This is a genomic window from Mucilaginibacter galii (assembly GCF_014635825.1).
In the GTDB taxonomy this organism is placed as follows: domain Bacteria; phylum Bacteroidota; class Bacteroidia; order Sphingobacteriales; family Sphingobacteriaceae; genus Mucilaginibacter; species Mucilaginibacter galii.
In genome coordinates this window covers 122,808-146,096 of record NZ_BMDO01000011.1, presented here as the reverse complement: position 1 = coordinate 146,096, position 23,289 = coordinate 122,808, and the positions used below count along the sequence as shown (strand labels likewise).

At 38.6% G+C, this 23,289-nt stretch carries 14 protein-coding genes; 8 read left to right on the top strand and 6 right to left on the bottom strand.

From position 1 onward, the window contains the following. Window positions 1-1,047 carry a glycosyltransferase family 61 protein gene (locus tag IEV61_RS17685; RefSeq protein ID WP_188418383.1) on the bottom strand — a complete coding sequence of 349 codons (1,047 nt, stop codon included), beginning with the start codon at window positions 1,045-1,047 and terminating at the stop codon, window positions 1-3. Continuing rightward, on the bottom strand, window positions 1,040-1,828 hold the full coding sequence (locus IEV61_RS17680; protein WP_188418382.1) for a glycosyltransferase domain-containing protein: 789 nt from the start codon (window positions 1,826-1,828) through the stop codon (window positions 1,040-1,042). The genes IEV61_RS17685 and IEV61_RS17680 overlap by 8 nt, the downstream gene beginning before the upstream one ends. Before the next feature lie 754 nt (window positions 1,829-2,582). Here IEV61_RS17680 and cysC point away from each other — a divergent pair. The 5 genes from cysC to IEV61_RS17655 all read left to right on the top strand — a co-directional run bounded on the left by cysC (window position 2,583) and on the right by IEV61_RS17655 (window position 8,060). Then, complete coding sequence (cysC, locus tag IEV61_RS17675; RefSeq protein ID WP_188418381.1) at window positions 2,583-3,476, top strand: adenylyl-sulfate kinase; 894 nt, start codon at window positions 2,583-2,585, stop codon at window positions 3,474-3,476. A gap of 41 nt (window positions 3,477-3,517) precedes the next feature. After that, complete coding sequence (locus tag IEV61_RS17670; RefSeq protein ID WP_188418380.1) at window positions 3,518-5,101, top strand: vitamin K epoxide reductase family protein; 1,584 nt, start codon at window positions 3,518-3,520, stop codon at window positions 5,099-5,101. A gap of 110 nt (window positions 5,102-5,211) precedes the next feature. Further along, window positions 5,212-5,406, top strand: a complete 195-nt coding sequence (locus IEV61_RS17665) for a hypothetical protein (RefSeq protein ID WP_188418379.1) — start codon at window positions 5,212-5,214, stop codon at window positions 5,404-5,406. Between the two features lie 222 nt (window positions 5,407-5,628). Next, a complete protein-coding gene (locus IEV61_RS17660; RefSeq protein ID WP_188418378.1) occupies window positions 5,629-6,414 on the top strand; it encodes a hypothetical protein in 786 nt (261 codons plus the stop codon). Window positions 6,415-7,253: 839 nt separating this feature from the next. Next, window positions 7,254-8,060, top strand: a complete 807-nt coding sequence (locus tag IEV61_RS17655; protein ID WP_188418377.1) for a hypothetical protein — start codon at window positions 7,254-7,256, stop codon at window positions 8,058-8,060. 526 nt (window positions 8,061-8,586) lie between these two features. Here IEV61_RS17655 and IEV61_RS17650 read toward each other — a convergent pair. The 4 genes from IEV61_RS17650 to IEV61_RS17635 all read right to left on the bottom strand — a co-directional run bounded on the left by IEV61_RS17650 (window position 8,587) and on the right by IEV61_RS17635 (window position 15,728). Further along, window positions 8,587-11,577: a lantibiotic dehydratase gene (locus tag IEV61_RS17650; RefSeq protein ID WP_188418376.1), complete on the bottom strand. Its 2,991-nt coding sequence runs from the start codon at window positions 11,575-11,577 to the stop codon at window positions 8,587-8,589. A gap of 400 nt (window positions 11,578-11,977) precedes the next feature. Continuing rightward, a complete protein-coding gene (locus IEV61_RS17645) occupies window positions 11,978-13,024 on the bottom strand; it encodes a PDDEXK nuclease domain-containing protein (RefSeq protein ID WP_188418375.1) in 1,047 nt (348 codons plus the stop codon). Window positions 13,025-13,058: 34 nt separating this feature from the next. Beyond that, entirely contained in the window at window positions 13,059-14,351 is a 1,293-nt protein-coding gene (locus IEV61_RS17640) for a tyrosine-type recombinase/integrase (protein WP_188418374.1), read from the bottom strand. A gap of 783 nt (window positions 14,352-15,134) precedes the next feature. Next, complete coding sequence (locus IEV61_RS17635; RefSeq protein ID WP_188418373.1) at window positions 15,135-15,728, bottom strand: GDSL-type esterase/lipase family protein; 594 nt, start codon at window positions 15,726-15,728, stop codon at window positions 15,135-15,137. A 437-nt stretch (window positions 15,729-16,165) separates the two neighbouring features. Here IEV61_RS17635 and IEV61_RS17630 point away from each other — a divergent pair, with 437 nt between their 5' ends. The 3 genes from IEV61_RS17630 to IEV61_RS17620 all read left to right on the top strand — a co-directional run bounded on the left by IEV61_RS17630 (window position 16,166) and on the right by IEV61_RS17620 (window position 23,228). After that, window positions 16,166-17,335 (top strand): hypothetical protein, encoded by a 1,170-nt coding sequence (locus IEV61_RS17630; RefSeq protein ID WP_188418372.1) that lies wholly within the window; start codon window positions 16,166-16,168, stop codon window positions 17,333-17,335. A 680-nt stretch (window positions 17,336-18,015) separates the two neighbouring features. Beyond that, a complete protein-coding gene (locus IEV61_RS17625) occupies window positions 18,016-21,234 on the top strand; it encodes a SusC/RagA family TonB-linked outer membrane protein (RefSeq protein ID WP_188418371.1) in 3,219 nt (1,072 codons plus the stop codon). Window positions 21,235-21,245: 11 nt separating this feature from the next. Then, on the top strand, window positions 21,246-23,228 hold the full coding sequence (locus IEV61_RS17620) for a RagB/SusD family nutrient uptake outer membrane protein (protein WP_188418370.1): 1,983 nt from the start codon (window positions 21,246-21,248) through the stop codon (window positions 23,226-23,228). Window positions 23,229-23,289: the final 61 nt, after the last annotated feature.

Genomic DNA, 23,289 nt, shown 5'->3' with positions numbered 1-23,289 from the left:
TTAACTATGAATTGAAAAGATGGAGTTAAGGCATCTTTCTAGGGAATCTATATCCACTGAAATATCAGCGGTGAAAAACATCTCATTATGGTCTGTTGGTTCACAAATCTGATGGTAATAATTATGGCCCATAGCATCAGCCATACGCCAAAACAATACATTCTGATGCCTTATAGGGTTAGTTTTACGCTTATGAAATTCAAAAACTGTTGTACCAGGGCGCATAAAGAGCATATTGGTCAATCCCGCTCCGTGACTACTAATTAAAACTTTTACATTGGAGAACAATGCTACCTGTTGGTAAAAAGTAAGCTTCTCAGTATCAACAACCACGAAGTCAAATGTAGTCAATAGCTCGATAACGCTGTCCTCATTTACTATTCTTCTCCAACGTGCGTTTTTGCGGCTGATGTAGACTCTGTCCTTAGGAGCGTTCGCCTGAATTCCTTTATGAATCAGTCTATTTAAATACATGTTATTTAAATCAAGTAGTCCGACCGCATTATACCTGTCCATAGTTGGTTTTTGCGAGGGTAGACATAATGTCCGCACCATAACACTTTTCTGATCAGGAATATGAATGATATCCTTGAATTTAAAAATTTCCAACGTATCCAATACAAAGCTAGATAGCTTCTCTTTGGGTGGCAACAGTAAAATCATTTGATCTGATATTTCTTTAACTAGCCACAAGCGATAGATCGCTTCGTTCAGCCAATGAAAATAATTATGATGCCACGGATTGTGCGCAACTAGATACGTTTCGTCATCATCAAAGAGAATTAGCTTTCGCGAATCTTCCTTTGCATCGTAATAAAATTCACATGCCTGTGCGAAACACACTTCTGGTTGTTGATCCCATTCATAATGGCAGCATTCCTTAATAAATCCTTTGTTACTACATACCAAGCCGGTATTGGTTATAAAGGCATTTTTAATAAATTTTATTTTGGGGTATAAGGACTTGTAAGATAATTGAGATTCAAATACATGAAGGTCCTGATTTGTTACATTTCGTGGCATTGATACCCATGTCTTTTTATTCATTGCTGCTGAAAGATTTAGGTGGTTTTAAATCATCGAAATACCCACTATGCATTAAACTTTTTGATATGGTTCCCGGAAAGTGAATATGACATGGAAAAGTGTTGGTGATATTGCTTTTGACCCTTCCATGCATAATTGAGATATCCTTTTGTAATCTTTCTTTCTCTGCTCTCACTAGAATTTCTACGGCTTTTGGATCGTTTAATTGCTGTTTGTGAAAAGCAAAGTCTTGAAGGTAAATGGCCGTGTTATAAAAAATTTCACAGTTATGATCGATTCTTATAAGTTCGCTTTCTGTTTTAAAAATTGTATTCCAATAATACTGATTGCTCCAAAGATAGGATGGATTATCAGCCGTCGTAAAAATTGGGTATTTATTATAGATTTCTTTGATGAACTTTGCCTGACCAATGAAGCCACCACTGTTTACGTATTTAAAATGCACGTCGGGCACCGGATAGTCGGCTTCAAGCGATTTATCAGGCCAACAATTTATTTCTGCGGAAAAAACTAATGGTGAGTCAAATGCTTTATACTTTTCTATTATCTCTTCTTCTCCAGACACAAAAACAGTGTCAGTAGCGTCAGAAAAGAAAATAACGTCGTCATCTGATGTATTTTGCAGATAAACATTTAGCAAAGCATCCTTGATTCTATTTGACAAGAAAACATCCTCATATTCCAAAACAATTGCATCTAAATTATAGAATTCGCATGACGTTCTAAGAAAGTCATTGAAACCCACATCGTTTAGATTGGACGCTACAGTGATTACTTTCATGAATTGTACTATTAGGTTTTATATAGAAATATCTATATAGCGAACAAATGAAGTTAATAATCAATTTATTTCCAAACGAGATTGAATTAATTCTAGCTTCGAATTGATACGTATTTTTGAACTAATTTAAATATATTGAATAAATTTCGATTGGTTAAGATAAAACCAGTAAAGCAATTGACCAATGCCTTGGGCAATTTCCAGGTAATCGATGATATGGAAAGAACAGTTTCTTGCTGTCTTATTTTAATGAACTTATCTTATCCGATTACTATATTATGGGATACTTATATAAATCCTTAACCCTCTCACCACTAAGATCATTGCTGCTAAAATTTTTAAATTTTTTTTATTAATATCTTGATGATATTATTCCATTAATCTATATTTGATTAACCAATGACCGAAGATCATAGACAGTTGAATTAACGGGCACATATAAACCTTGTTTACACAAGTTTCCAATGAATTAGTAGCACTATTTATTAGAAATTCAAACGGTTGTAGGCAATTTTTTGATTAAAAACGCTAGGTGTATTAAAAAGATATATTCATTAGTCCTTTCTTATAAATCGTAATGCAAATAAGAGATGTGTTGTATTGTCATGCTTACATCATTAACCTGTAATTAATTATTAATCTATAAGTAATATATAATATCTGATTCAGCTATAATGATGACAAGATTATTCTTCGCAGATATATTTCAAATAAAAATAATTGGTCATTTGAACCCCTTTATTTTACTAAATAGATGTTAACAGATATTTTGTTGAGACTTTATAAACTTGACCCGCTTATCAAGAGAAATGTCTTAAAAACTGTTTCATGGAGAATAATTGGGACTATTGATACAACTATTCTAGGCTGGCTTATTACAAGTAGTCTAAGTTTTGGCTTGACGATTGGGGGAACTGAATTATTCACTAAAATGTTGCTCTATTACGGTCACGAACGACTATGGCAAAAGGTTAAAATTGGATTGCTGCCTCGTGATAAACAAAGTATGTTCATCAAGCGGCAAAACGAACCTCATTTATTTAAACAGATTGGGAAAATAACAAGAAAGGATCGGGAGGAGCTTAATGACAATCCATCTTTTACTCTTTGGCTAACAGGTCTGTCTGGTTCCGGAAAGTCGACTTTAGCAAGTGAGGTTGAATCATGGCTGTTTGAACAGAATAGGCGCGTATATGTTCTTGATGGAGATAACACAAGATTGGGCATAAACAGCGACCTGTCTTTTTCTGATGAAGACCGCACAGAGAATATACGGCGGGTAGCGGAAATTTGCAAGCTGTTTAATGATGCAGGAACGATCGTGATTGCGTCTTTTATTTCACCTTTTATCAACGATAGAATAGTAGCTAGAAATTTAATTGGCGAAGACAGTTTTATTGAAATTTTTGTAGACTCAAGCATTGAAACTTGTCAAAAGCGTGATGTGAAGGGCCTATACAAGCTGGCTTTAGATGGGAAAATCAAGAATTTTACAGGAGTAAGCAGCCCTTATCAACCTCCGGTGAACTCAGACATCCATTTATCAACAGACCAGATGTCCGTAAGTGAATGTTTAAATACCATTGCAGAATATCTGACTTCAAATCACCTTATTAGGTGCAAATTAAAAAAACTCTTGTCCATTTGAATATTTGATTCAGTACTCATTTTTTACACTTGAACCACAATATGGAAAACGATTTATCAACCGCAATACTTAGTTCGTTTATTAAAGAGCTAGATGTTCCCGTTACACGCCAATCGATTAAAGATGAGTTAGAAAAACATCCTCATTATGATAGTCTACTCGGCTATAGCGATTTGCTGAATAACTGGCGCATTCCTAATGCAGCCTACCAGTTGGGAATCGATCAATTGGCGGATGCTCCGGTACCATTTATTGCGTCTACACAAACTGGAGAGTTTGTGATTGTAAATAATGTTGAAGAAACGCACGTAACCATTTCAAATGAAAAGTATTCAAGAAAAAGAATGAGCTTAATGAAATTTGAAGCATTATATAGCGGAGCTGTTTTGGTGGCCGAAAAAGACGACCACTCGGGTGAGCCGAACTACGTTCAGAAACGTCAAAGGGAATTGATAGAAAATTTACGTATGCCGTTTTTTTTTGCTGCAGTACTTGCTCTCTTACTAACTTTCTTATTTACCCATAAGATCTACATAAGCACGATCAACATTCCAATTGCCTTGTTGATTCTGATTAAAACTGCAGGGTTTATCACATCCATTTTGTTATTGATTCAAGGTATTGATGCCGCTAATCCAATCATTCAAAAAATTTGTAGTAGCAGTGGCGATAGTTCGGACTGCAACGCTATTCTAAAGTCAAAGGCTGCAAATATCAACGACTATTTAAGCTGGAGTGAAGTTGGATTTTTCTACTTTGCAGGTACATGGCTGATTTTGCTATTTAATAGCAGTCATCTTTCAACACTACATATCTTGGCTATATTAAACATTGTAAGTTTGCCCTATACATTCTACTCCATTTACTATCAGTGGCGAGTAGCAAAAAAATGGTGCATTTTATGTTGTACAATTCAAGCTTTGCTTTGGCTTGAATTTTTCCCTTTGCTGGCTTATAAATTTTACGAGATAACGCCTTTAACCGTCAACGAATTGAGTAATATCATTACTGGACTCGCTATCCCTATACTGACATGGATTCTTATTAAACCATACCTTATGAGAGTCAAGCAATCAGTCAAATCTAATGGAGAACTGCGTCGATTTAAATACGATAGTTCCGTGTTCGAGAGGATACTATCTAATCAAGTGAAATATGCGTTACCATTAGATACGGATTCACTTATTATTGGTAACCGCGAAGCAGCAAATATCATCACAATGGTGAGCAACCCGTACTGTGAGCCATGTGCTGAAGCGCATAAGACCTTACATGACTGGCTAGATATTAGAGACGATATAAAATTACAGATTGTTTTTGCAACACCGGACTACAAGGAGGATAATGAACCGGATGTAGCGGAGCACTTAATGAGCCTGCGCAATAACAATGATCATAAGGTAACTGAGAAAGCTCTAAGTGATTGGTACGAGCAAAAACAGAAAGGTTATGACTCCTGGTCAAGACAGTATCCAAAATTTGATGGAGGCCTAGCTGTTGAAGCGTTGAACATTCAAAGAGAATGGTGTAAAATGACCGAGAGCTGGAGTACCCCTACACTATTCATTAACGGACGAAGACTTCCCTCTAATTACGAACCTGGAGACATTAAATATTTTATATAAATATAATAAAAACATTGTTGGCCACAATGAAGTTGCCTGCCTTCGGTAAAACAGGACGGGAAAAGCTGTATCCTGATAAATATAGCACAACCAAAAAATTCTATCAAGTAATGAAAAAACTTAAATTAAAATTTGATGGCATGGAAGGCATGCTGACGAAAGACCAAATGAAATCGATCAAAGGTGGTTACGGTAGCAGTTACGGTGGCAGCAACAATAAATGCTGCTGGTACAAAGATTGTACCGTTTGCAGTACTTGCGCTAACGGCACGCAGTGTAGTTATGGCTTTCTATGTAGTTGCTAATCTCAAAAGTCAATGCACTATCATTTGGTGCATTGACTTTTCTGACTTTTTTTATTTATTCAATAAATAGTTAACTGCGTTTATCTAGCTTAATGTTTTATTAATACAAGACAGAAACTATTCCATAGTTTACAACGCCTGTAAGGTAAATTCACCTTTTAAAAAGAAATTTAAGGATGATGCAATTTAGGAGAATCATCTCTTCACAAAAACAAGTCATATATGAAAATATTATCCAACTCAATTAAAATAATTCTGTTAACTTCAATTCTTGATGTAAGTTTTGTGCATGGGCAAAAACTTCCAAAAGTTCAAAAAAAAAGTATCTATGCACCTGCAGACATCAAAATTGATGGTAAAAGCCCAGAGTGGAATGATAACTTTCAGGCTTACAATAAGGCGGTCGAAATATTATATACGATGTCTAACGATAGCAACAACCTTTACTTGACGGCTAAAGTTAAACAAAAGGAAATCATTGATAAACTTATTAGAGGCGGGATTACTTTAATTATTAACCGGGAGCCGGATGAAAAAAGTAAAAATTTTCTAGCCGTTACTTATCCTGCACTTGAAGGGCCGCCCATGTGGGAATTGGCAAATAAATTCCTTTCTCTAAGTAACGCCAACAAAAATCATGAAGCCTTCAATGTTAACCAGTTGAACGAAATGTTTGCCAAAAGAGAAAAGCTAATCTCCGTTGCTGGGATTAAAGAAGTCCCTGACAACTCACTTTCAATTTATAATAGCGAAGGTATTCAAGTAGCTGCATTGTTCGATAATCAGCTCTATTATACTTACGAATTGGCCATACCTATTAAATACTTTAAGATCTCCAGTAACAGTGTGAGTACCTTTAACTATCAGATTAAATTAAATCCGGCTCCGGAAATTAAGAGGCCGGCAGTGATAACCCCTGATCTGCCTCCACCGCCGCCACCAGTAATGGAAGGTACAATGGCAACCACCGATTTTAAGGGCAAATATACATTAGCAAATAGGCCTTAATTAAGTTTTGGGTGATCACATCTAATCAGAAAATACATAGTAGACGTGATGCTTTTCAAAATAGCCATTATACGAAATAAACGGCAGGCTGATATTCTGTCACACGGAGCGGATACATCAATTGCTAAATTTAAATAGAACTCAAATTTTTTTATGTTATTAATAAAGACCTTACAACCGAACCGGATGACGTTAATAGCAAAAATTAAAAACGAAACAGTAAGTTGAAAAAAGAAAACTTTTGAGACTTACGAAACCCATTTTTGGGCATTTTTTTCTTGGTCAAACTCGAAATTATGCTTACGCCCTCAAATTCTTAAAACAATCACACAGCTCTGACGCATGTTATTATGTACACTGATATTTACACTGCATTCTTTCTATTTATATCCTTAGAATGATTATATGGCACCTAAAAGACAACATGCTCAATTTGTTAATTATTAAAAGCCAAGATCGCTGCCTTAATTGCTGTCATAGATATCATTTTAAAAATTGACCTCAATTTTTAAAATGATATCTATGTAAACAAAGACGTTTGATGTGTTGGGTGTAACTTGGAAGGTTTTGCAGATGGTAATAGTACATTATAACCTGATATGCTAAGTTCATGCCGGTATTTTAGAATATCATGGTGCTTGACAGAATATTGCAAGACTACTTAGAAATGGAACTTAAATTAAACTCTTATAAAAACTTTTGGAGCAATCAAAGTAGTCATTGAATATTAAGTTGATAATAATTATTCTTATCACAATGATAAAAACGTCCAATTCTCAAAAGAATTAAATGATAAATAGTGCCGCTCAATTCGAGCTATGGCTGTATCTCTCTGTAATATGAATCCATTAAAATATCATGAGAAAATCAGAAACGAGCAACATGTTTTCCTTTTCGCCGTTTCAGGAAGATCTTCGTCAACAGCGTTCCAACGAATTATCAATTCTAGTAATAAGGTTTGGATGTGGGGTGAACCACACGGCATAATAGGGAATTTACATTATCTAACGCTTTGTATAAAAAGTTTTATGGAAAGTCAGCCAGTAAACGAGGCTTTAAATTTAATGTATCATAGCTATTTAGATAACAAACATCTTTCATTTTATGCTAATGCTATAGGGAACTTAAAAAGCAGCGTTGAGCTTTTGAACAGTGGTGTAAGTAACTTCCTCAAGCCTTGGGCTTCGAACATTAGGCGATTTGGGTTTAAAGAGATAGAATTTGTACCAATTGAATTAATTGAGCACTTAAAGGAGCTTTATCCAAATTGCATTTTTATTTTTTGTTTTAGAAATCCATTATCTCAATGGCCCTCGTTACGCAAACTAACACTAAACGTGAGTTCTGACTTAGATGTTTTTTTAGAAGCGTACGAAAAAATGGCATCCGCTTATATTAGGTTTGCAAATAAACAGGGCATTAACGCGTTTGTAGAAAACGAAGATTTAAGAGACGGTATAAAAATTAAGACTATTATCCAATATTTAAATTTACCCAAAATTGACAATTCACTGATTGATGTAACTGTGCACTCCATGGAAAACAAAAAGAAATTGACTAAATCGGAGGTTGTTAAAATAATGGAATCTCCTGCATACGGGTGCTACCTGCAAATGCAAAAAATATCTCAATCTTTTTATAAGTAATGTATAAGATAAGGTCAAACTTGGATTAACCACTGAGGATTTCACCATTCATGACGCTATTGACCGCATCCGAGACAGGCGATCTTTTAAAGGAGTGTTTGAAACAGGAATAGAATTTTTACAGAAAATCACTAACGCACAAAAGTTTTTCCTTTAAATTTCTTGCACGTTAGTATTATCCAGATGCTTTTTTAGACAAGTTCAATACCTCAAGAATTGTATGACGGGAAAAAAAGATCTGTTTATTGCGCTATTCCTGCGCTGTAAATTAGCCTTCTAATGAACCTTTCAATTCGGTTAATTAATTGGGTAATTTAATAATAATTGAATCTAACCAGTTCATGAAATTGAGATTTTTTTAAAAAACATCGTCCCAAGTACGCTTAACTATAAGCATCAGCTGGCGTAGAATTCTTACCTTCGGCATGCCATTATCCAATATTTAAGAACAGATTGATAGTCAATGGTTCAGCTATCATGACCTGTCATTCATACGGTGTCAATGTAACTGAAAACAGATAACTAATTATCTGTCCCTAGGCTGTTGAAATTTATTTCTTCCTTTATCTGAAACGAGTTTTTTGTATAGCAGGTAATAACAAGCCATCTCCTGCTTGCGGGAATCATCGACGAATATGCGGTTTAAATGCATGTGAATGATACTGCGCAAGTATTGCATAATTTCAAAGACGTTTCCATCCAGCTTTTGCCGGATGGCCGTTAGACTATTTACAAATGCAAAGCCGACAGCAGAAGATCCGCTCAATAGTGCGGGATCGTTTAATTTAAAAGCGTATTTAATATCGCTGGCTAATTCCCGGTACTTCTTATCTAATCCAACTTTAATAGTGTCCCCGGAGAATTCTGGTAGAAATTGTTGGTAGCTGCTCAGCGCAAAGGAGATTTGATCTTCCAGGTTTTCTGTAAAAACGGAGATGATTGCTCTTAGCGTATATAAAGCGAACAGGTGATTACTGACCACCCCTTCCTTTTTATTCTGAAACAGAAATTGCATAACCAATTCACTGCTGATAGAGAAGAACTGTTCAGTTACCTCGATCCCTGCCGCCGCATATCGTTCCAGTTCCCTCGTATAGATGTTGATCTGGTATTCCCGGATCACATGCTGATCAATAGAATCCTCCATTTTAGCCTTAAAAGCGAGGAGCACTTCGCTGATCGCTTCAGGTGCGATCATCAATCGCAGACGGATATGTGGTGCAGGATCCTGATACCGGATATAAAACCACTGCGTAATCCGGTATTTGCCGTAACGTTTTTTAAGTAAGGGCCTGAGTCGCAAGAGTAAGCGATTTGCCCCCAGCTTTGGAGAATAGATTTTTAAATAAAGCCAATCAGAACCGGGTATAAACATGCGCTTACCCTTTAGCTTTTCATCGGAAGGAACAATAGGTACAGGAAGGGTCAGCTTTTCGGCTGGCATCAAAAAAGCATTGAACTGCCTGATGGTCTTTTGATACAAGTGCTCCTTGAGCATAACTTCTTTTTTATGGGCTATACATCTGCAAAAAATAAGGATGTCTTTTTCGATGGATGGGTCAAATACCAGTTCCTGATCTCCTTCTGATAGGGTAAAATATGGGGAAAGCTTGATGTCGTCCCTTATTTGGTAGAAAGCTGAAAGCTTCACCTGATCATCCGGAGCTTGCAAAGAAGCTATTTGCTCAGTATTCAGAATCCAGGTAGCCAGGCTAATAATAGTTTCTTCAATTTGAACTCTTGGATAAAAGGAAAGGCCGGGAAAATATTGCTTTAGATCAAGGCTGAGATTATACCGGCTATATTGATAAGGCAAATCAGCCAAAAAACGAAAAATCGGCAGTTTATTGAGGTTATGGTTATAAGCAGAGGTTAATCTTGGAATAACAATCTTTTGATGTTTTTTTGAGAAAAGAACCACCCTATTATTTGCAATAGTAACATACAAGTCCGAGATTTCGATCTGATGGGATTGGGGCAGGGTCGATGGGGAAGTAAGGGGCAACTCATAGCTGTAAATATGTGCTCTTCTATTTACATTATCAATGTGAGGATCAGTCAGGTGTAACAATTCTGCAAAAATCACATCAGGGTTTTGCTCTTCCAGATAGCGGGCCATCTCTTGTGCCGCCAGTTTAATGCGGTGATCTATGACGGTAAACCGTCCTAAAAGCGCAGGCGTATTAATGCCCCCGGCACTCTCGATTAAAATTTGATCATCTACCAGTCGAAAAAGAACTGATGTGCCGGTAAGCGGTTTTGATGGTTCGGGATGATTTATTTTCTCCAGGTCTGCCATAGTAAGGTTGATGATGGGTACCCGGGATTTATTTTTAAGCCAAACGTCCAAAAGCAGGGCGTGAAGTGCAGACCAGTTCATCGAATGGTCTGCGATTAACTTAGGTTGGATATTTAGGGTTTCCAGCAATAAATTGTTCTTTTCGCCTTCGGGCATCTGATAGCCGATTCCTGCTTCCGGATCTATGGCCGTTAATAACGGCATCATGCGGCCTTCAAAGTGATGCTGGAAATCTTTGATAAATTGTGTCAATGCTGGTAGGTCTTCTGTGCCCGAAATAAGGTGAAGGGCAGCAATGGCCTGCTTAAGTTTCTCAGAAATTTGATGGTCAGGAGTTTCCGAGGCTTCCGCTTTTTGTAGAATAACGTTAAGTTGTGCCTGTTTGGAGCCGGAAGTAATTTCATTAAGGACCAGTTTTTTTCTAAACAAATCGGTTGGTGACGGCAGGTTTTTTGACCGTTCTTGATTAACGATAGCAAGTCCCCTGATTATTATCTTTTTCGTAAGGTTGGTTAAGGGTTTTTTGCTCAGGCGCTCCAAATAATCCTCGCCTGTTATATTCAGTCTCCCCGTGGGCAAAAGAAATTGAGCATGGATCAGGAATTCTGCATATTCGATTGCTTCGTCCCTCGTGCAGCCGGAGGACTTGGCTGTATGCAAAACGATGTCCTCCAGAACCCTTGCCTTTTTACATAATTTGACGAGGGCTTTAAGGAGCGCGGTATAGGCGATGGATTGAAGCTGGTACTCCCGGTGCATTCCACTTTCATCCATTGCCGTATTAAAAAACCTGAATTCGTTCAGCACCCGGTATATGGATGGATTAACTTCAAACCTATCTTGGTTTTTTACACTATAGGTTTGTAGGGATTGGAGAGCAGCCATGTCGGCATTTACAAACGCTGAAAACGAAGTAATTGCATTTGCTGCTGCTTTCTGGCCCCACTCGGCTAACCTTACCGACGCAAACAGGCCAAAAGGAGTAGGCCGAAAACAATACCTGTTGATATATTTATGCAGGGTAAGCAGCTCTTTGGCCGAAAGCTGAAACGCGTCAAAATTGGCACGCTCCAGTTTCTCGAAAAATGATGGGGTGGCCACCAGGAGGGCTGCCCTGAAATTAGGATCATTTAAAAAGGACTGCTCACTGTTGCGATATTCGTCCGGATTGCTGACTGGTTCTCTAACAAAGAGGTATTTAAAAAAGTTCAAAATCATTAAAAACTTTAAGTGCCCGGATATTTGCCTGATGAACTGGCTGTACGATTGAAAAGGCCTATTAAATACGAGATAATCGAATGGTTGGTACGGGCAGTCTAATCTATTCAGATAACCACGGATGTAGTATATTTTTTGCAGTCTATCTATACCGCTTGCTCTGTTGCTGTCTTCTGTATTGCACCCGAGAATCTTTATCTTGTAAATACAATTTGGGTATCAGGCTTTCCTAATCGCTTATTTAAATACTCCGTAATTGGCTTAAGCAGGTTTGTTCTTGTAATAATTGTTAATGGCGATAATCGTGTCGTTATAAGGCCTGGCAAAAAGACCCTTCGAAAAATTATACAAATGTGCCGTTACAGGATGGATAGGCTTTTCTGAAAAAAGCAGCTGATTTCTACTCTAATTGCTTTTTAAGTGCGTCTTTACTTGGCAAAACCGCTTTATATTCTTTTGAAAATATTTGCTTATTGTTCTCTGGCAAAGTGAATTCGATCACCGTCCTGTTTTCTTCTTTGCAAAGAATGATACCAATGGTAGCGTTTTCTTCTGGCAACTTCACTTTTCGATCGTAATAGTTGACATACATCTGCATCTGTCCTATATCCTGATGGTTAAGTTTACCTATTTTAAGATCAAATAGAACGAAACATTTTAGCAACCTGTTATAAAAAACCAGATCAACGAAGAAACTGTCGCCTTCAAATGTAAATCTCCTTTGCCTTCCCTCAAATAAAAAACCCTTACCCAGTTCAAGCATAAAATGCTCTAGTTTGTCTATGATTGCGGTTTCAAGATCGCTTTCCGAATATTTAGTATCTTCCTTCAGCCCTAAAAATTCCAAAACATAGTGGCTTTTCAATGCATCCGAAGGCTTTTGTATGACCTGACCTTTCTCAGCCAGTTCCTTTATGCCCTTTTTGTCTTTGCTCAAAGCTAGGCGCTCAAATAAAGCAGAGTTATACTGTCTCTGTAATTCCCTTACTGACCAATTGCCCTGAGCTGCTTCGATTTCGTAAAATTGCCGCTCGTGTTCGTCCTTGATTTTAAGTAACTGTATATAGTGCGTCCAGCTTAAATGAAATGGATTTTCTAAAATCCCAATCAGTGATTGGGGTTTTGTATCATTCATGATTTTCCCAAGCACCGATTGGGGAAATCGATCTTGATAAATTAAATAAAAGCTACGCATATATTCCAGGTTGGACACGGAATATCCCTTCCCAAACTCGTTGTTTAATTCGCTGCTTAAACGTGAAATTGTCTCTTTTGCATAGTCGGCGCGTCGTCTTCCAAGTTGTTCGTCTTCGACAATCATTCTGCCTATTTGGAAATAGGCGAGTACCATAGCTTGGTTAACGTTACGGATTATGTGGAGCTGAGTTTCTGTAATGACAGCTTTTATATTTTCAAAAAGTCTAAACGGGGATTTATTTAAGCTCATAATTTAGTTTTGTATAATCAGCACAGGTACCTAATTAACGTTGCCTAATTCGTTCCTGCCGTTTCTCTTTTGTTTTCGGTTCCTCAAAATTCATCAGCATATCTGCCATTTCTTTTTTGGTCTCATTTTGAAATCCGGCCCAGTAATTTTGGGTGGTTGCAAGCGTAGTATGACCCAAAGCCTCCTGTGCGAATTCCATCCCTTGCTTTCTAGTAACTTGAGTAGTAAAGGAATGTCTAGCCTCCATGGTTCCCTTAATATCCATGCCATTGGCATTCGCCAGTTTTTTCATATGTTGGTTGATAAAGCGGACAAAGTTTTGATTGACCCGATGACGTTCCTTGGCATCCATCCCTGCAACAAAAATTGGAAATACATAATCATTCGGTCTGCCCTTTTTGTTTCCATACTTTTCCATTACACCCTTGACATAGTCAGTCATCGGTACGATGATCGGTTTCGGATCCTCTTTAGTGGTTCTGATCGTTTTATGTCTGAGAAATGAAAAATACGTGCCATGCAGATCTTTGAACTTAAGTTCGGAAATGTCCCTGATATTCATCCCATTACACTGGTAGCTGAAAAACCAAAAGGCTTTCGCTTTTTCTTGGTAGTCATTTCCTCTTGTATCAGCCTTGAAAAGTTTTTTAAGGTCGGGGGATTCAATTGCTTTCTTCGTGTTTTTACCGGTAGGGATTTTGTATTTTTTAAAAGGATAAATTTCTTTATCGATTATTCCAGCTTCAATAGCCTGATTAAATATCGCTCGTGTAGCCCGCAGATAGATACCTACTGTTGTTCTACTATTATCTTGAGCGATCATCCAGTTTTCGTACTTGTTAAGAAATTCCGGGGTGATCATGTCAAACGTAATAACCTCTATAGGATTCTTTCGGCTGGAATTAATAAATTCTATTATAGAATTAATACTGCATAAATAACTGGAAGAAGTACCTGTCTGATCATTTTTATCAAGTTCTTCAATATAGTTTTTATAGTGGTCAATGATATTCGTTAATGATTGTTTAGTAGCAAACAATTGCTTTTCGAATTTTTCAAACGTAAAGACCTTTAAATCATCTACCACTTCATTGGCTCTTGCCACAATAGAAGTGAGTTCTATTTTTAATTCCTTTAAACGGTCACCTTTTGGTTTAGCTGCTTTATAGGAATTTTCAAAATCAGCAGCAGATGCATAAGTACCGGTGTTAAAAAGTTTTTGTCTACCATAAAATACTTGAATTTTTACCGGGTAAGTACCATCTGACAATTCTCTTCTTGTATCGAGATAAAGTGAAATTATCGCCTTTTTTGCTATCTTTTCCATATCTGCACTTAAATTTGCATACTTTATTTTTCAAAGGTACGAAAAAAGTGGGTTTTAAACATAATAAAGGCGCTTTTTGAGTTTTAAAATTTGCATACTATTTGCATATTTTCCATTAAAATAACTGTAAACATCTGTAAATATCAACAAACTAAGTATTGTTAAATAATTGAAAATCAATAGATAAAAGAATAAAAATAAACATGGAAAAGTTATTGTTTATGACTGTTAATCAGAGGGTAGCTGGTTCGAGCCCAGCCTCAGGAGCCTCAAAATCAATGATTTAACCCCACTCTGGCGAGTGGGGTTTTTTTATTCGCAAGTTTCAATAATCTGCTTATTCGTATAGTGAAACATGCGGTAGTCAAAAAAGGCCTTGATAATTAAATTTTTCTTTAAAACATCTCGAATCTATTTCATTCTTACCTGCAGAATCTCCACGGTTTTAAAGTTACGAAACAATCACTTTAAGTGTTCACTTGCATTTTGGCTACATGAAGTGTATATCAGATGAAAGCTAATCTTGGATAGTGCTGACCTTGGGTTCACAATTAATATGTCACGAGAGCAGTAAGGATAAACGAATTTGCTGGACTAGGGATATATAAGGATTCATTGATGTAGAAAGAGCATATCCGGCACTTGCCGAGATTTGGGTTGAAGTTTATGCTGCTTATGACTGGTTTCGCTTTTATAGAGATCCAAATATAGACCTAACATATAAGCCATAGGTTTGAATGCTGTTAATCAAGTAAATTTTCAAATTATAAGCTATACATTCTGTTACTTCAAGGCTAATGCATTGTGCAAAATGCTGCTCCAAAGTTGATATCCTTTTTCGTTAAGATGGAGACCGTCTGCAATAAAATAATCAGCATTGGGTTTGCCATTGTTATTTAACAAGGGTGTGAAAATATCCACCCAATGCCAATCCGGGTGATTCTTTTCAATATCCGCAGCTATAAGTTCATTAGTATACCTAAATTGTTCAATAAGACCCCAACGGGCTATACTTGGCTTCAATGAAATAAAGTAACAAGGGAGTTGGTTATACCTCTCTTTTACTCTCTTTGCTAAGTACTCAAACGAAATTGCTACCTCCTGAGGATGACGGCCATCTGCCAGATCATTATCACCGGCATAGACAATGAGTCTGTCAGGCTCGTACCCATTCGTTACCCGGTTAAAAAACCAAGCACATGCAGCCAGGGTAGAACCGCCAAAACCAAGATTGACCGTCTGTAAACCTTTAAAATCATCGGCAAGGCTTATCCACTGCCTGATGGAAGAACTTCCGTAAAATAAGGTATTGGGTTTGTAAGTCAACGCAGTGCGTTGTTTTTCAAGGCGTTGTATTTCATCTTCGTACCAAAGCATATAAATTCGGTTAAATGCCAAACCTAACTAAATGATTTCTAAAAAGCCATTAAACATTCAATTCAAAAAATGGCTACCAATGGGCGCATCCCAATGGTAAAAGCATCATTGTTGAGCAGCAACATGCTTAGATGTAACTGAGCATTAATTTAAACAGGAATTTTTTTTATTTTTTTAAATGCTTATAAAATTCTGATTTTTTAATTATTTTGGAACTGTCAAACATCCTTTGGCCAAATCACTAATTTCTTACTTATTATGCAGCTAAATATGATTGAACGTATCGTAATTATTTCTACTGATACGTGAGATTGGGGCTTATAATCTTTAACGGCTTGCCTGTTCAAAACAGCCGTTATTGATAAATAATCCGAAAAATAGTTTTTATCAGCGATTAAATTAAAGACACAATTAGAACATCCAAGCAAAACAGGTTTATGCACCAACATATTTGTACACGGGAAACGGCAGAGGCTACTAATTATAATTTTGAATTTGAAGTACATCTGTTTTTGCGTAACTGGATCTGTCAACATGAAAGCGAAACGTTACTCCGGTTCGATCAATCTTTAGACGAGTACTTGTCAAACAATGCATTACGTGATTTTTTTCTGCATTCAGTGCATCCGTTAGCGCAATTATTGCAACAGAGTCCTATTGCGTGTCATTTGGGAAGAGGTGCAGATGAGGTTTATTTTGACCCAATCAGTGGCGATCCGCTATTAGCACCTTCAGAACAGCGGATTTACAACCTTGCTCACCGAATGGATAGCGAACGAATGCATGTTCCGTTTCGCTCGGTACAACCGGCTAAGCAGACCGAGGCAGGCGATACCGCCGACATTGCTACCTATCCGGCCGAGTCAGAGAGTTTGCGGTATAACAGCGGCAACCATTTTACCAGCCGCCCGGCAAATGATAATGTATTTGATGAAAACAGTAAGCGATGCATTGTTAAGTCTGCAGGCAACTTATATGTTGTATTCGAAAGAGGGTTTCTGGAAGATCGTCTTAGAGATATTAAACAACGCATGATAGCGTTACACGAGGCTGGCGCGCAAGGGTATCAGTATTTTGTAGTTTGCAGCCGGCATTCGCCACAAGAGGGTCATTTTGGGGCATCGTTAGTGATCATGGATCCGTCGGCCCCGCATTTTCCAGTACGCGTGTTTGTTTGCGACACTTTGCTTAAGGAGCTTCCTCATCATCCACGTTGGTGGCCCCATTTTATTGCTGAATATGCTAATGTGTTTGGAGACGCAATAAGCGAAGTGATTGAAGATCTATCGCACCCTTTGCAAAAAGTAAATGTTAAGGACGATCAACCTTACCGGCATGATTGGGATTGTCCGTATTACGTAACCAGCATGACCAAGGCGTTAGCCGATATCGTCATGACGAATCCGGGTCTGATTGTAAACGGAAGCTTAATAGATGTGCATGATGCAATGAAACCCCTGATGCAGGATTATTACCAGCCTGATCAAACCATTAAAGACAGGCATGATATAAAACAAGTCAATCGTTTAAAACGCTGGAACAGCGGATTGGAAGTAATCAGGGATTTACTTTTTGATGTTACCAGCAACTCGTCATACGAAGTTTAAATTACTACCGATACAATAGCCCGAAAGGGAAATTCGTGAACTATTTTATAGAAGATCTAAGAAAGAGTACTCTTCAAGCAAACAGGCGCGAGCCCGGTCAAAAGAGCATACAAAAGCCTTTCAGTGAAAACTGGAAGGCTTTTTGTTTTTAGCCCCATTGCCATATCGTATTGTACCCTATAAACTTCCGCAAATGTTCAGCAACTGTTAGCCACAATATTCCATGTTACAGGCTGGCTTAAGATATTTCTAAATATTAAGTATCAAGCCATATTTAGCTGGTTAAGGTAGATGTCTTTTATAGTATAACTCATTAGTCTTCTTGTGGTTATTACTTTTTAATTAATTAGCAATAAGTCTAAAAAATAATTTAGTTCGATTTAGCAACTTAGATGGGCTTATTAGCATTTCCTTGTCTTGAAGTGTGTTGCTTATAGGGTAATTTAAGGAAAACATTCGTCAATATCCGATTAAAAAGCTGGTGTAAATTATTACAAATTGGGCTTACGTAATAAATTATTGCGCTAACCCCCATAAGCCCATGCAAATACCTTTAAAGCCAACTTAGCATTAAATTCTTTTTATAAGGTTGATGCTCCTTGGTTCTTTTTCAAGTTGTTCAACTCTCCCCCAATTTAATGATTAACCACTATTACGGAAAAATCTACTAATTAATTTACATGAAATTAACTTTACATTACTTATCTGATAAAGGCAAATGGATACTCCTCTGTATGTCGTTTATTGTATTATCGTTTACAAATGCCCATGCGCAGCAAATTACAGTTCGCGGAATAGTGAAAGACACCTTGGGTACCCTGATTGGCGTTAGCGTTCGTGCTGCAGACACCGAACAAGGCACTCTAACCGATGCTACCGGTGCCTTTCAGTTACGGGTTACGCCCAACTCGAGCCTTAGGTTTACTTATGTTGGTTACGACCCTAAAACAATTAGCCTGGGCACGCTAAAACCTTCGGAAAACGGCGATTATAACATTACTGTAACCCTAAGTTCTAAAGACAACTCCCTTAATGAGGTGGTGGTTGTGGGCTTTGGTAAACAAAAAAGAGTAAACCTTACAGGTGCGGTGTCAACCGTAACGGCTAAAGATCTGGCGAACCGCCCCGTACAAAACGTAAGCCAGGCGTTACAGGGTTTGGTTCCGGGATTAAACATTGCACAAAACAATGGTTCTTTAGAAAGTTCTCCATCTATAAACATCCGCGGAACGGGCAGTATCAGTACTTCGGCCTCTGCAGCGCCACTTATATTGGTTGACGGTATGGAGGGTAACCTGAATGCCTTAAACCCGCAGGATATTGAAAGTGTCTCTGTATTGAAAGATGCTTCAACATCATCCATTTACGGCTCAAGGGCTGCATTCGGGGTAATTTTAGTGACCACTAAAAGAGGTAAAACCGGCCAGGTGCAGGTAAATTACAATAATAGCTTTCGATTCACCAGCCCGGTGGTAAGACCCAAAATGATGGATTCTTACACGTTTGCTTTGTACTTTAACGATGCAAGCCTAAATGGCGGCAGTGGTGCTTTTTTCGGACCGGAGCAATTACAGCGTATACAAGATTATCAAGCCGGCCGCATTACATCAACCATCATTCCTAACCCAAGTAATAAGCAATTTTGGGCAGATGGATATGCCAACGGTAACGATAATATTGACTGGTATAGAACTATTTACAAGAAACATTCGTTTGCTCAGGAACACAACATGAGCTTATCTGGTGGTACAGAAAAAACCACTTATTATGTATCAGGTAACTATTTGAACCAGTCGGGCTTGATGCAATTTAATACCGATGGTTATAACAGGTATGGCATTACTGCCAAGATCAATAACAAGATCAGCAAGTATTTAGACATTAATTATTCTACCCGTTTTTTACGCGAAGAGCTTAACCGTCCTTCAGCAATGACTGATGGTTTATATAATGACCTTGGGCGCCAGGGATGGCCAACTTTACCGCTTTATGATCCTAACGGGTTTTTATATAGTTCACCTTCTCCGGCCTTAGGTTTGGCAGAAGGCGGTAATGATAAAACCACAAAAGACTGGACCTATCATCAACTGCAATTAGTGTTGGAGCCCATTAAAGGCTGGCGTACGTTTGGTGAATTTAACTACCGTATCCGTAACGATTTTAGGCACTATGATGTTCAGAAAACCTATAACCATGATGTAAACGGTACGGCCTACGTATATGGCAGAGGATCTAATGTATACGAATACGCTTTTAAAGAAAATTACTTTAATGCCAATATCTATTCAGAGTACAGCAAGAGTTATGGTAAACATAATTTAAAAGCACTGTTAGGTTATCAAACCGAGATGACTAAATACAGAGATTTAAGCGCTCTGCGTAACGGCATAATCGTTGCCGACCTTCCTGTATTAAATATCACTTCGGGGCTTGATCCCGACGGAAAACCGGTAGCACCGTCTGTTTCCGGTCAGTACCAGCAATGGGCAACGGCAGGCTTTTTTAGCCGTCTGAATTATGATTATGAAGGTAAATACCTGTTAGAAGGTAATTTACGTTACGATGCGTCTTCACGCTTCCGTTCTGAAAAACGCTGGGGCTGGTTCCCTTCTGTATCTGCAGGTTGGAATATTTCGAGAGAAGATTTCTGGAAGAGCTTAAACAATACGGTAAGCAACTTCAAAATCAGGGGATCATACGGTAACTTAGGTAACCAAAATACCAATGACTGGTACCCTACCTATTCAACCATTCCTTATGGTGCAGCAAACGGCTCGTGGCTTGTTAACGGGTTGCAACCAAGTACCGCCAGCGCTCCAAACTTAATTAGCACCGGCCTTACCTGGGAAACAATTAAAAGTTATAACATAGGATTGGATTTTGGATTCTTTAACAACAAACTATCAGGCTCTTTCGATTGGTTTACACGAAAAACCCTGAACATGGTAGGCCCTGCCTTGCAGCTACCTGCAACGTTAGGTACAGGGGTGCCACCAACAAACAACACCGATCTTAAATCGGTTGGTTATGAACTTGAAATAGCTTGGAATGATCGCCTGAAAGGTGGACTTGGCTATGGAGTGAAGTTCTTATTATCTGATGCACAGGCAACAGTAACCCGTTACCCTAACCCTAACGGCGCGTTAAATACCTACCGAACAGGTCAGAAACTTGGAGAAATATGGGGATTCTCAACAGTCGGCATTGCGCAAACCCAAGCCGAAATGAATGCACACTTAGCAACGTTAAGTAACGGCCAATCGGTTATTCCCGGAGGCGGGCAGTGGTCGGCTGGTGATATCATGTATGCCGATTATAATAAGGATGGCAAGCTGGATTATGGAAGCTCTACCGAGAGTAACCCTGGTGATGTTCATATTATTGGTAATAACACACCGCGTTACCGTGTTGGTTTAGACATTAACTTAGATTATAAAGGCTTTGACTTCAGGGCATTCTTTCAGGGAGTTTTAAAAAGAGATTACTGGACCGACAGTTACCTGTTTTGGGGTGCTACCGATGTTATCTGGTGGTCAACCGGCTTTGATCAGCATACCGATTACTTTAGAGCCGATGCTAATAGCCCTTTGGGCCAAAATCTTGATAGTTATTATCCGCGACCAACCTTCGGGACTAATAAAAATCACCAGGTACAAAGCCGTTATCTGCAAAATGCAGCTTATGTAAGGCTAAAAAATCTGCAATTAGGATATTCATTGCCATTGTCTCTTTCTAAGCGGGCAGGTATTTCTAAACTGCGCCTGTTTGCCTCGGGAGAAAACCTGGTAACCTGGACCAAACTTGCCAAAATGTTTGATCCTGAAACTTTAGAATATGGTCAGGGAAGTCCTTACCCGCTTTCACGAGTAATTTCAGTTGGTTTAAGTGCTACCTTTTAAAATATTTCAAAATGAAATTTATTTCCATTCGTCAAATAGCATGCTTATTAGTAAGCATCACTATATTTTCTACTGCGTGTAAGAAGCAACTTGATCAGTCGCCTACTTCCCAAATTATTCCGGAGAAGTTTTTTACCGAAGAGTCGCAGCTTGGGGCCTATTCTATTGCACGTTATAACGCTATATTGCCATCTCACCAAAACTGGAATTTTGGTACATTCGGTATTGATGCCAATACCGATAATATGGCAACCCCCGATCTTAGCAGCCGCTTTATTCCCGGCCAATGGCGGGTAGATGCTGATGGTGGGGCCTGGAGCTTTAGCAACATCAGGCAGCTCAATTACTTTTTAGACCAGGTTTTGCCTAAATTGCGTACAGGTGGTATTACAGGCAGTACCACTAATATTAACCAGTACGTAGGGGAGATCTACTTTTTAAGGGCTTACGAGTATTTTAGTAAGTTACAGGCACTTGGAGATTTTCCCATCATCAGAACAGCATTTCCTGATGACCTGACTATTTTAACCAAAGCGAGTGAAAGGCGGCCACGTAACGAGGTAGCCAGGTTCATTTTATCTGATTTAGACTCTGCTGTTACCCTGCTGCAATCTGGCTCTGTGGGTAATAAAAACCGGATCTCTCGTCAGTGTGCGCAGTTGCTGAAGTCGAGAGTTGGCCTCTTTGAAGGTACATGGTTAAAGTACTTTAAAGGAACAGCGTTTGTTCCAAACGGTAACAACTGGCCCGGAAAATCGAAGTCTTACAATGCTAACTATCAGTTCCCCTCGGGTAGTATTGATAATGAGGTGCAATTTTTCCTTACTGCATCTATGAACGCCGCAAAAGAAGTGGCCGATAATGTAGCCTTGGTTAACAATACGGGTATCATCGAATCGCCCAGCAATCAAAACCCGTATTTCAATATGTTTAGCGCATTGGATATGTCGGGTTACAGCGAAGTACTGTTATGGCGTCAGTATGCACCGGCCATCGTAACACACAATGTTCCTGTTTATGCTCAACTTGGTAATTATGCGGTAGGATTAACGCGCAGCTTAGTAGAAAGCTATGTGATGGCCAATGGCCTGCCTATTTATGCTGCCGGTAGCGGTTACAAGGGTGATGATTATATTGCTGATGTAAGAAGCGGCCGCGATGGCAGGTTGAACTTGTTTTTGAAAGAGCCAGGACAAAAGAACTCGTTGATCAATATTGGAACGGGAGATCATGAAACACCGGTGGAACCAATTCCATACATTTACCTGTCCAGCTATGAGCAAAAGTACTCTACAGGCTATGCTATCCGCAAAGGACTTAATTATGATGGCTCACAATCTCGTAATGGTCAGGCTTATACTGGTTCAATTATTTTTAGGGCAACCGAGGCTTACTTGAATTATATTGAAGCAAGCTACGAACTTACCGGAGCTATTGATGGTACGGCATCTAACTATTGGAGACAAATCAGAACCCGTGCTAAGGTTGACCCCGATTTTCAGAAAACTATTGCAGCAACCGACATGTCTAAAGAAACTTTAGACATGGGCGCTTACTCCGGCGGAAATTTAATATCGCCAACACTGTATAATATCAGACGTGAGCGCAGATGTGAAATGATGGCCGAAGGCTTACGCTTTATGGATTTAACCCGTTGGAGAGCTATGGATCAGGTGATTTCTCAGCCTTACCATTTTGAAGGCTTCAAGTTATGGGGACCAATGAAATCCTGGTACAAAGCCGATCAAATTATTTATGGCGCTAACGATGCAAAAGCAACCGTATCCGATCCTGCATTAAGCTTATACTTACGGCCAAATGAAATCAGAAGCAGTTCGTTATCATACAATGGTGCAAAGTGGATAATGGCGCATTACTTGAATCCCATAGCTGCACAGCATTTTGTGATAACTTCTACCGATGGTAGTGCAAGCAGTTCACCTATTTATCAAAATCCGGGGTGGCCATCGGTAAGTGGCGGAACACCTCAATAACATAGTAAACGAATTGTTTTTTTGAGTTTAATTAGTACAAGCTGTCCGGAAGCAAGTTCCG

What these genes read in the sequence shown, in the direction of transcription:
- IEV61_RS17665 (WP_188418379.1), top strand. Translation starts at nt 5,212, where the DNA reads ATGAAAAAACTTAAATTAAAATTTGATGGCATGGAAGGCATGCTGACG.
- IEV61_RS17640 (WP_188418374.1), bottom strand. Translation starts at nt 14,351, where the DNA reads ATGGAAAAGATAGCAAAAAAGGCGATAATTTCACTTTATCTCGATACA.
- cysC (WP_188418381.1), top strand. Translation starts at nt 2,583, where the DNA reads ATGTTAACAGATATTTTGTTGAGACTTTATAAACTTGACCCGCTTATC.
- IEV61_RS17650 (WP_188418376.1), bottom strand. Translation starts at nt 11,577, where the DNA reads ATGATTTTGAACTTTTTTAAATACCTCTTTGTTAGAGAACCAGTCAGC.
- IEV61_RS17685 (WP_188418383.1), bottom strand. Translation starts at nt 1,047, where the DNA reads ATGAATAAAAAGACATGGGTATCAATGCCACGAAATGTAACAAATCAG.
- IEV61_RS17630 (WP_188418372.1), top strand. Translation starts at nt 16,166, where the DNA reads ATGCACCAACATATTTGTACACGGGAAACGGCAGAGGCTACTAATTAT.
- IEV61_RS17660 (WP_188418378.1), top strand. Translation starts at nt 5,629, where the DNA reads ATGAAAATATTATCCAACTCAATTAAAATAATTCTGTTAACTTCAATT.
- IEV61_RS17645 (WP_188418375.1), bottom strand. Translation starts at nt 13,024, where the DNA reads ATGAGCTTAAATAAATCCCCGTTTAGACTTTTTGAAAATATAAAAGCT.
- IEV61_RS17655 (WP_188418377.1), top strand. Translation starts at nt 7,254, where the DNA reads ATGAATCCATTAAAATATCATGAGAAAATCAGAAACGAGCAACATGTT.
- IEV61_RS17635 (WP_188418373.1), bottom strand. Translation starts at nt 15,728, where the DNA reads ATGCTTTGGTACGAAGATGAAATACAACGCCTTGAAAAACAACGCACT.
- IEV61_RS17620 (WP_188418370.1), top strand. Translation starts at nt 21,246, where the DNA reads ATGAAATTTATTTCCATTCGTCAAATAGCATGCTTATTAGTAAGCATC.
- IEV61_RS17625 (WP_188418371.1), top strand. Translation starts at nt 18,016, where the DNA reads ATGAAATTAACTTTACATTACTTATCTGATAAAGGCAAATGGATACTC.
- IEV61_RS17680 (WP_188418382.1), bottom strand. Translation starts at nt 1,828, where the DNA reads ATGAAAGTAATCACTGTAGCGTCCAATCTAAACGATGTGGGTTTCAAT.
- IEV61_RS17670 (WP_188418380.1), top strand. Translation starts at nt 3,518, where the DNA reads ATGGAAAACGATTTATCAACCGCAATACTTAGTTCGTTTATTAAAGAG.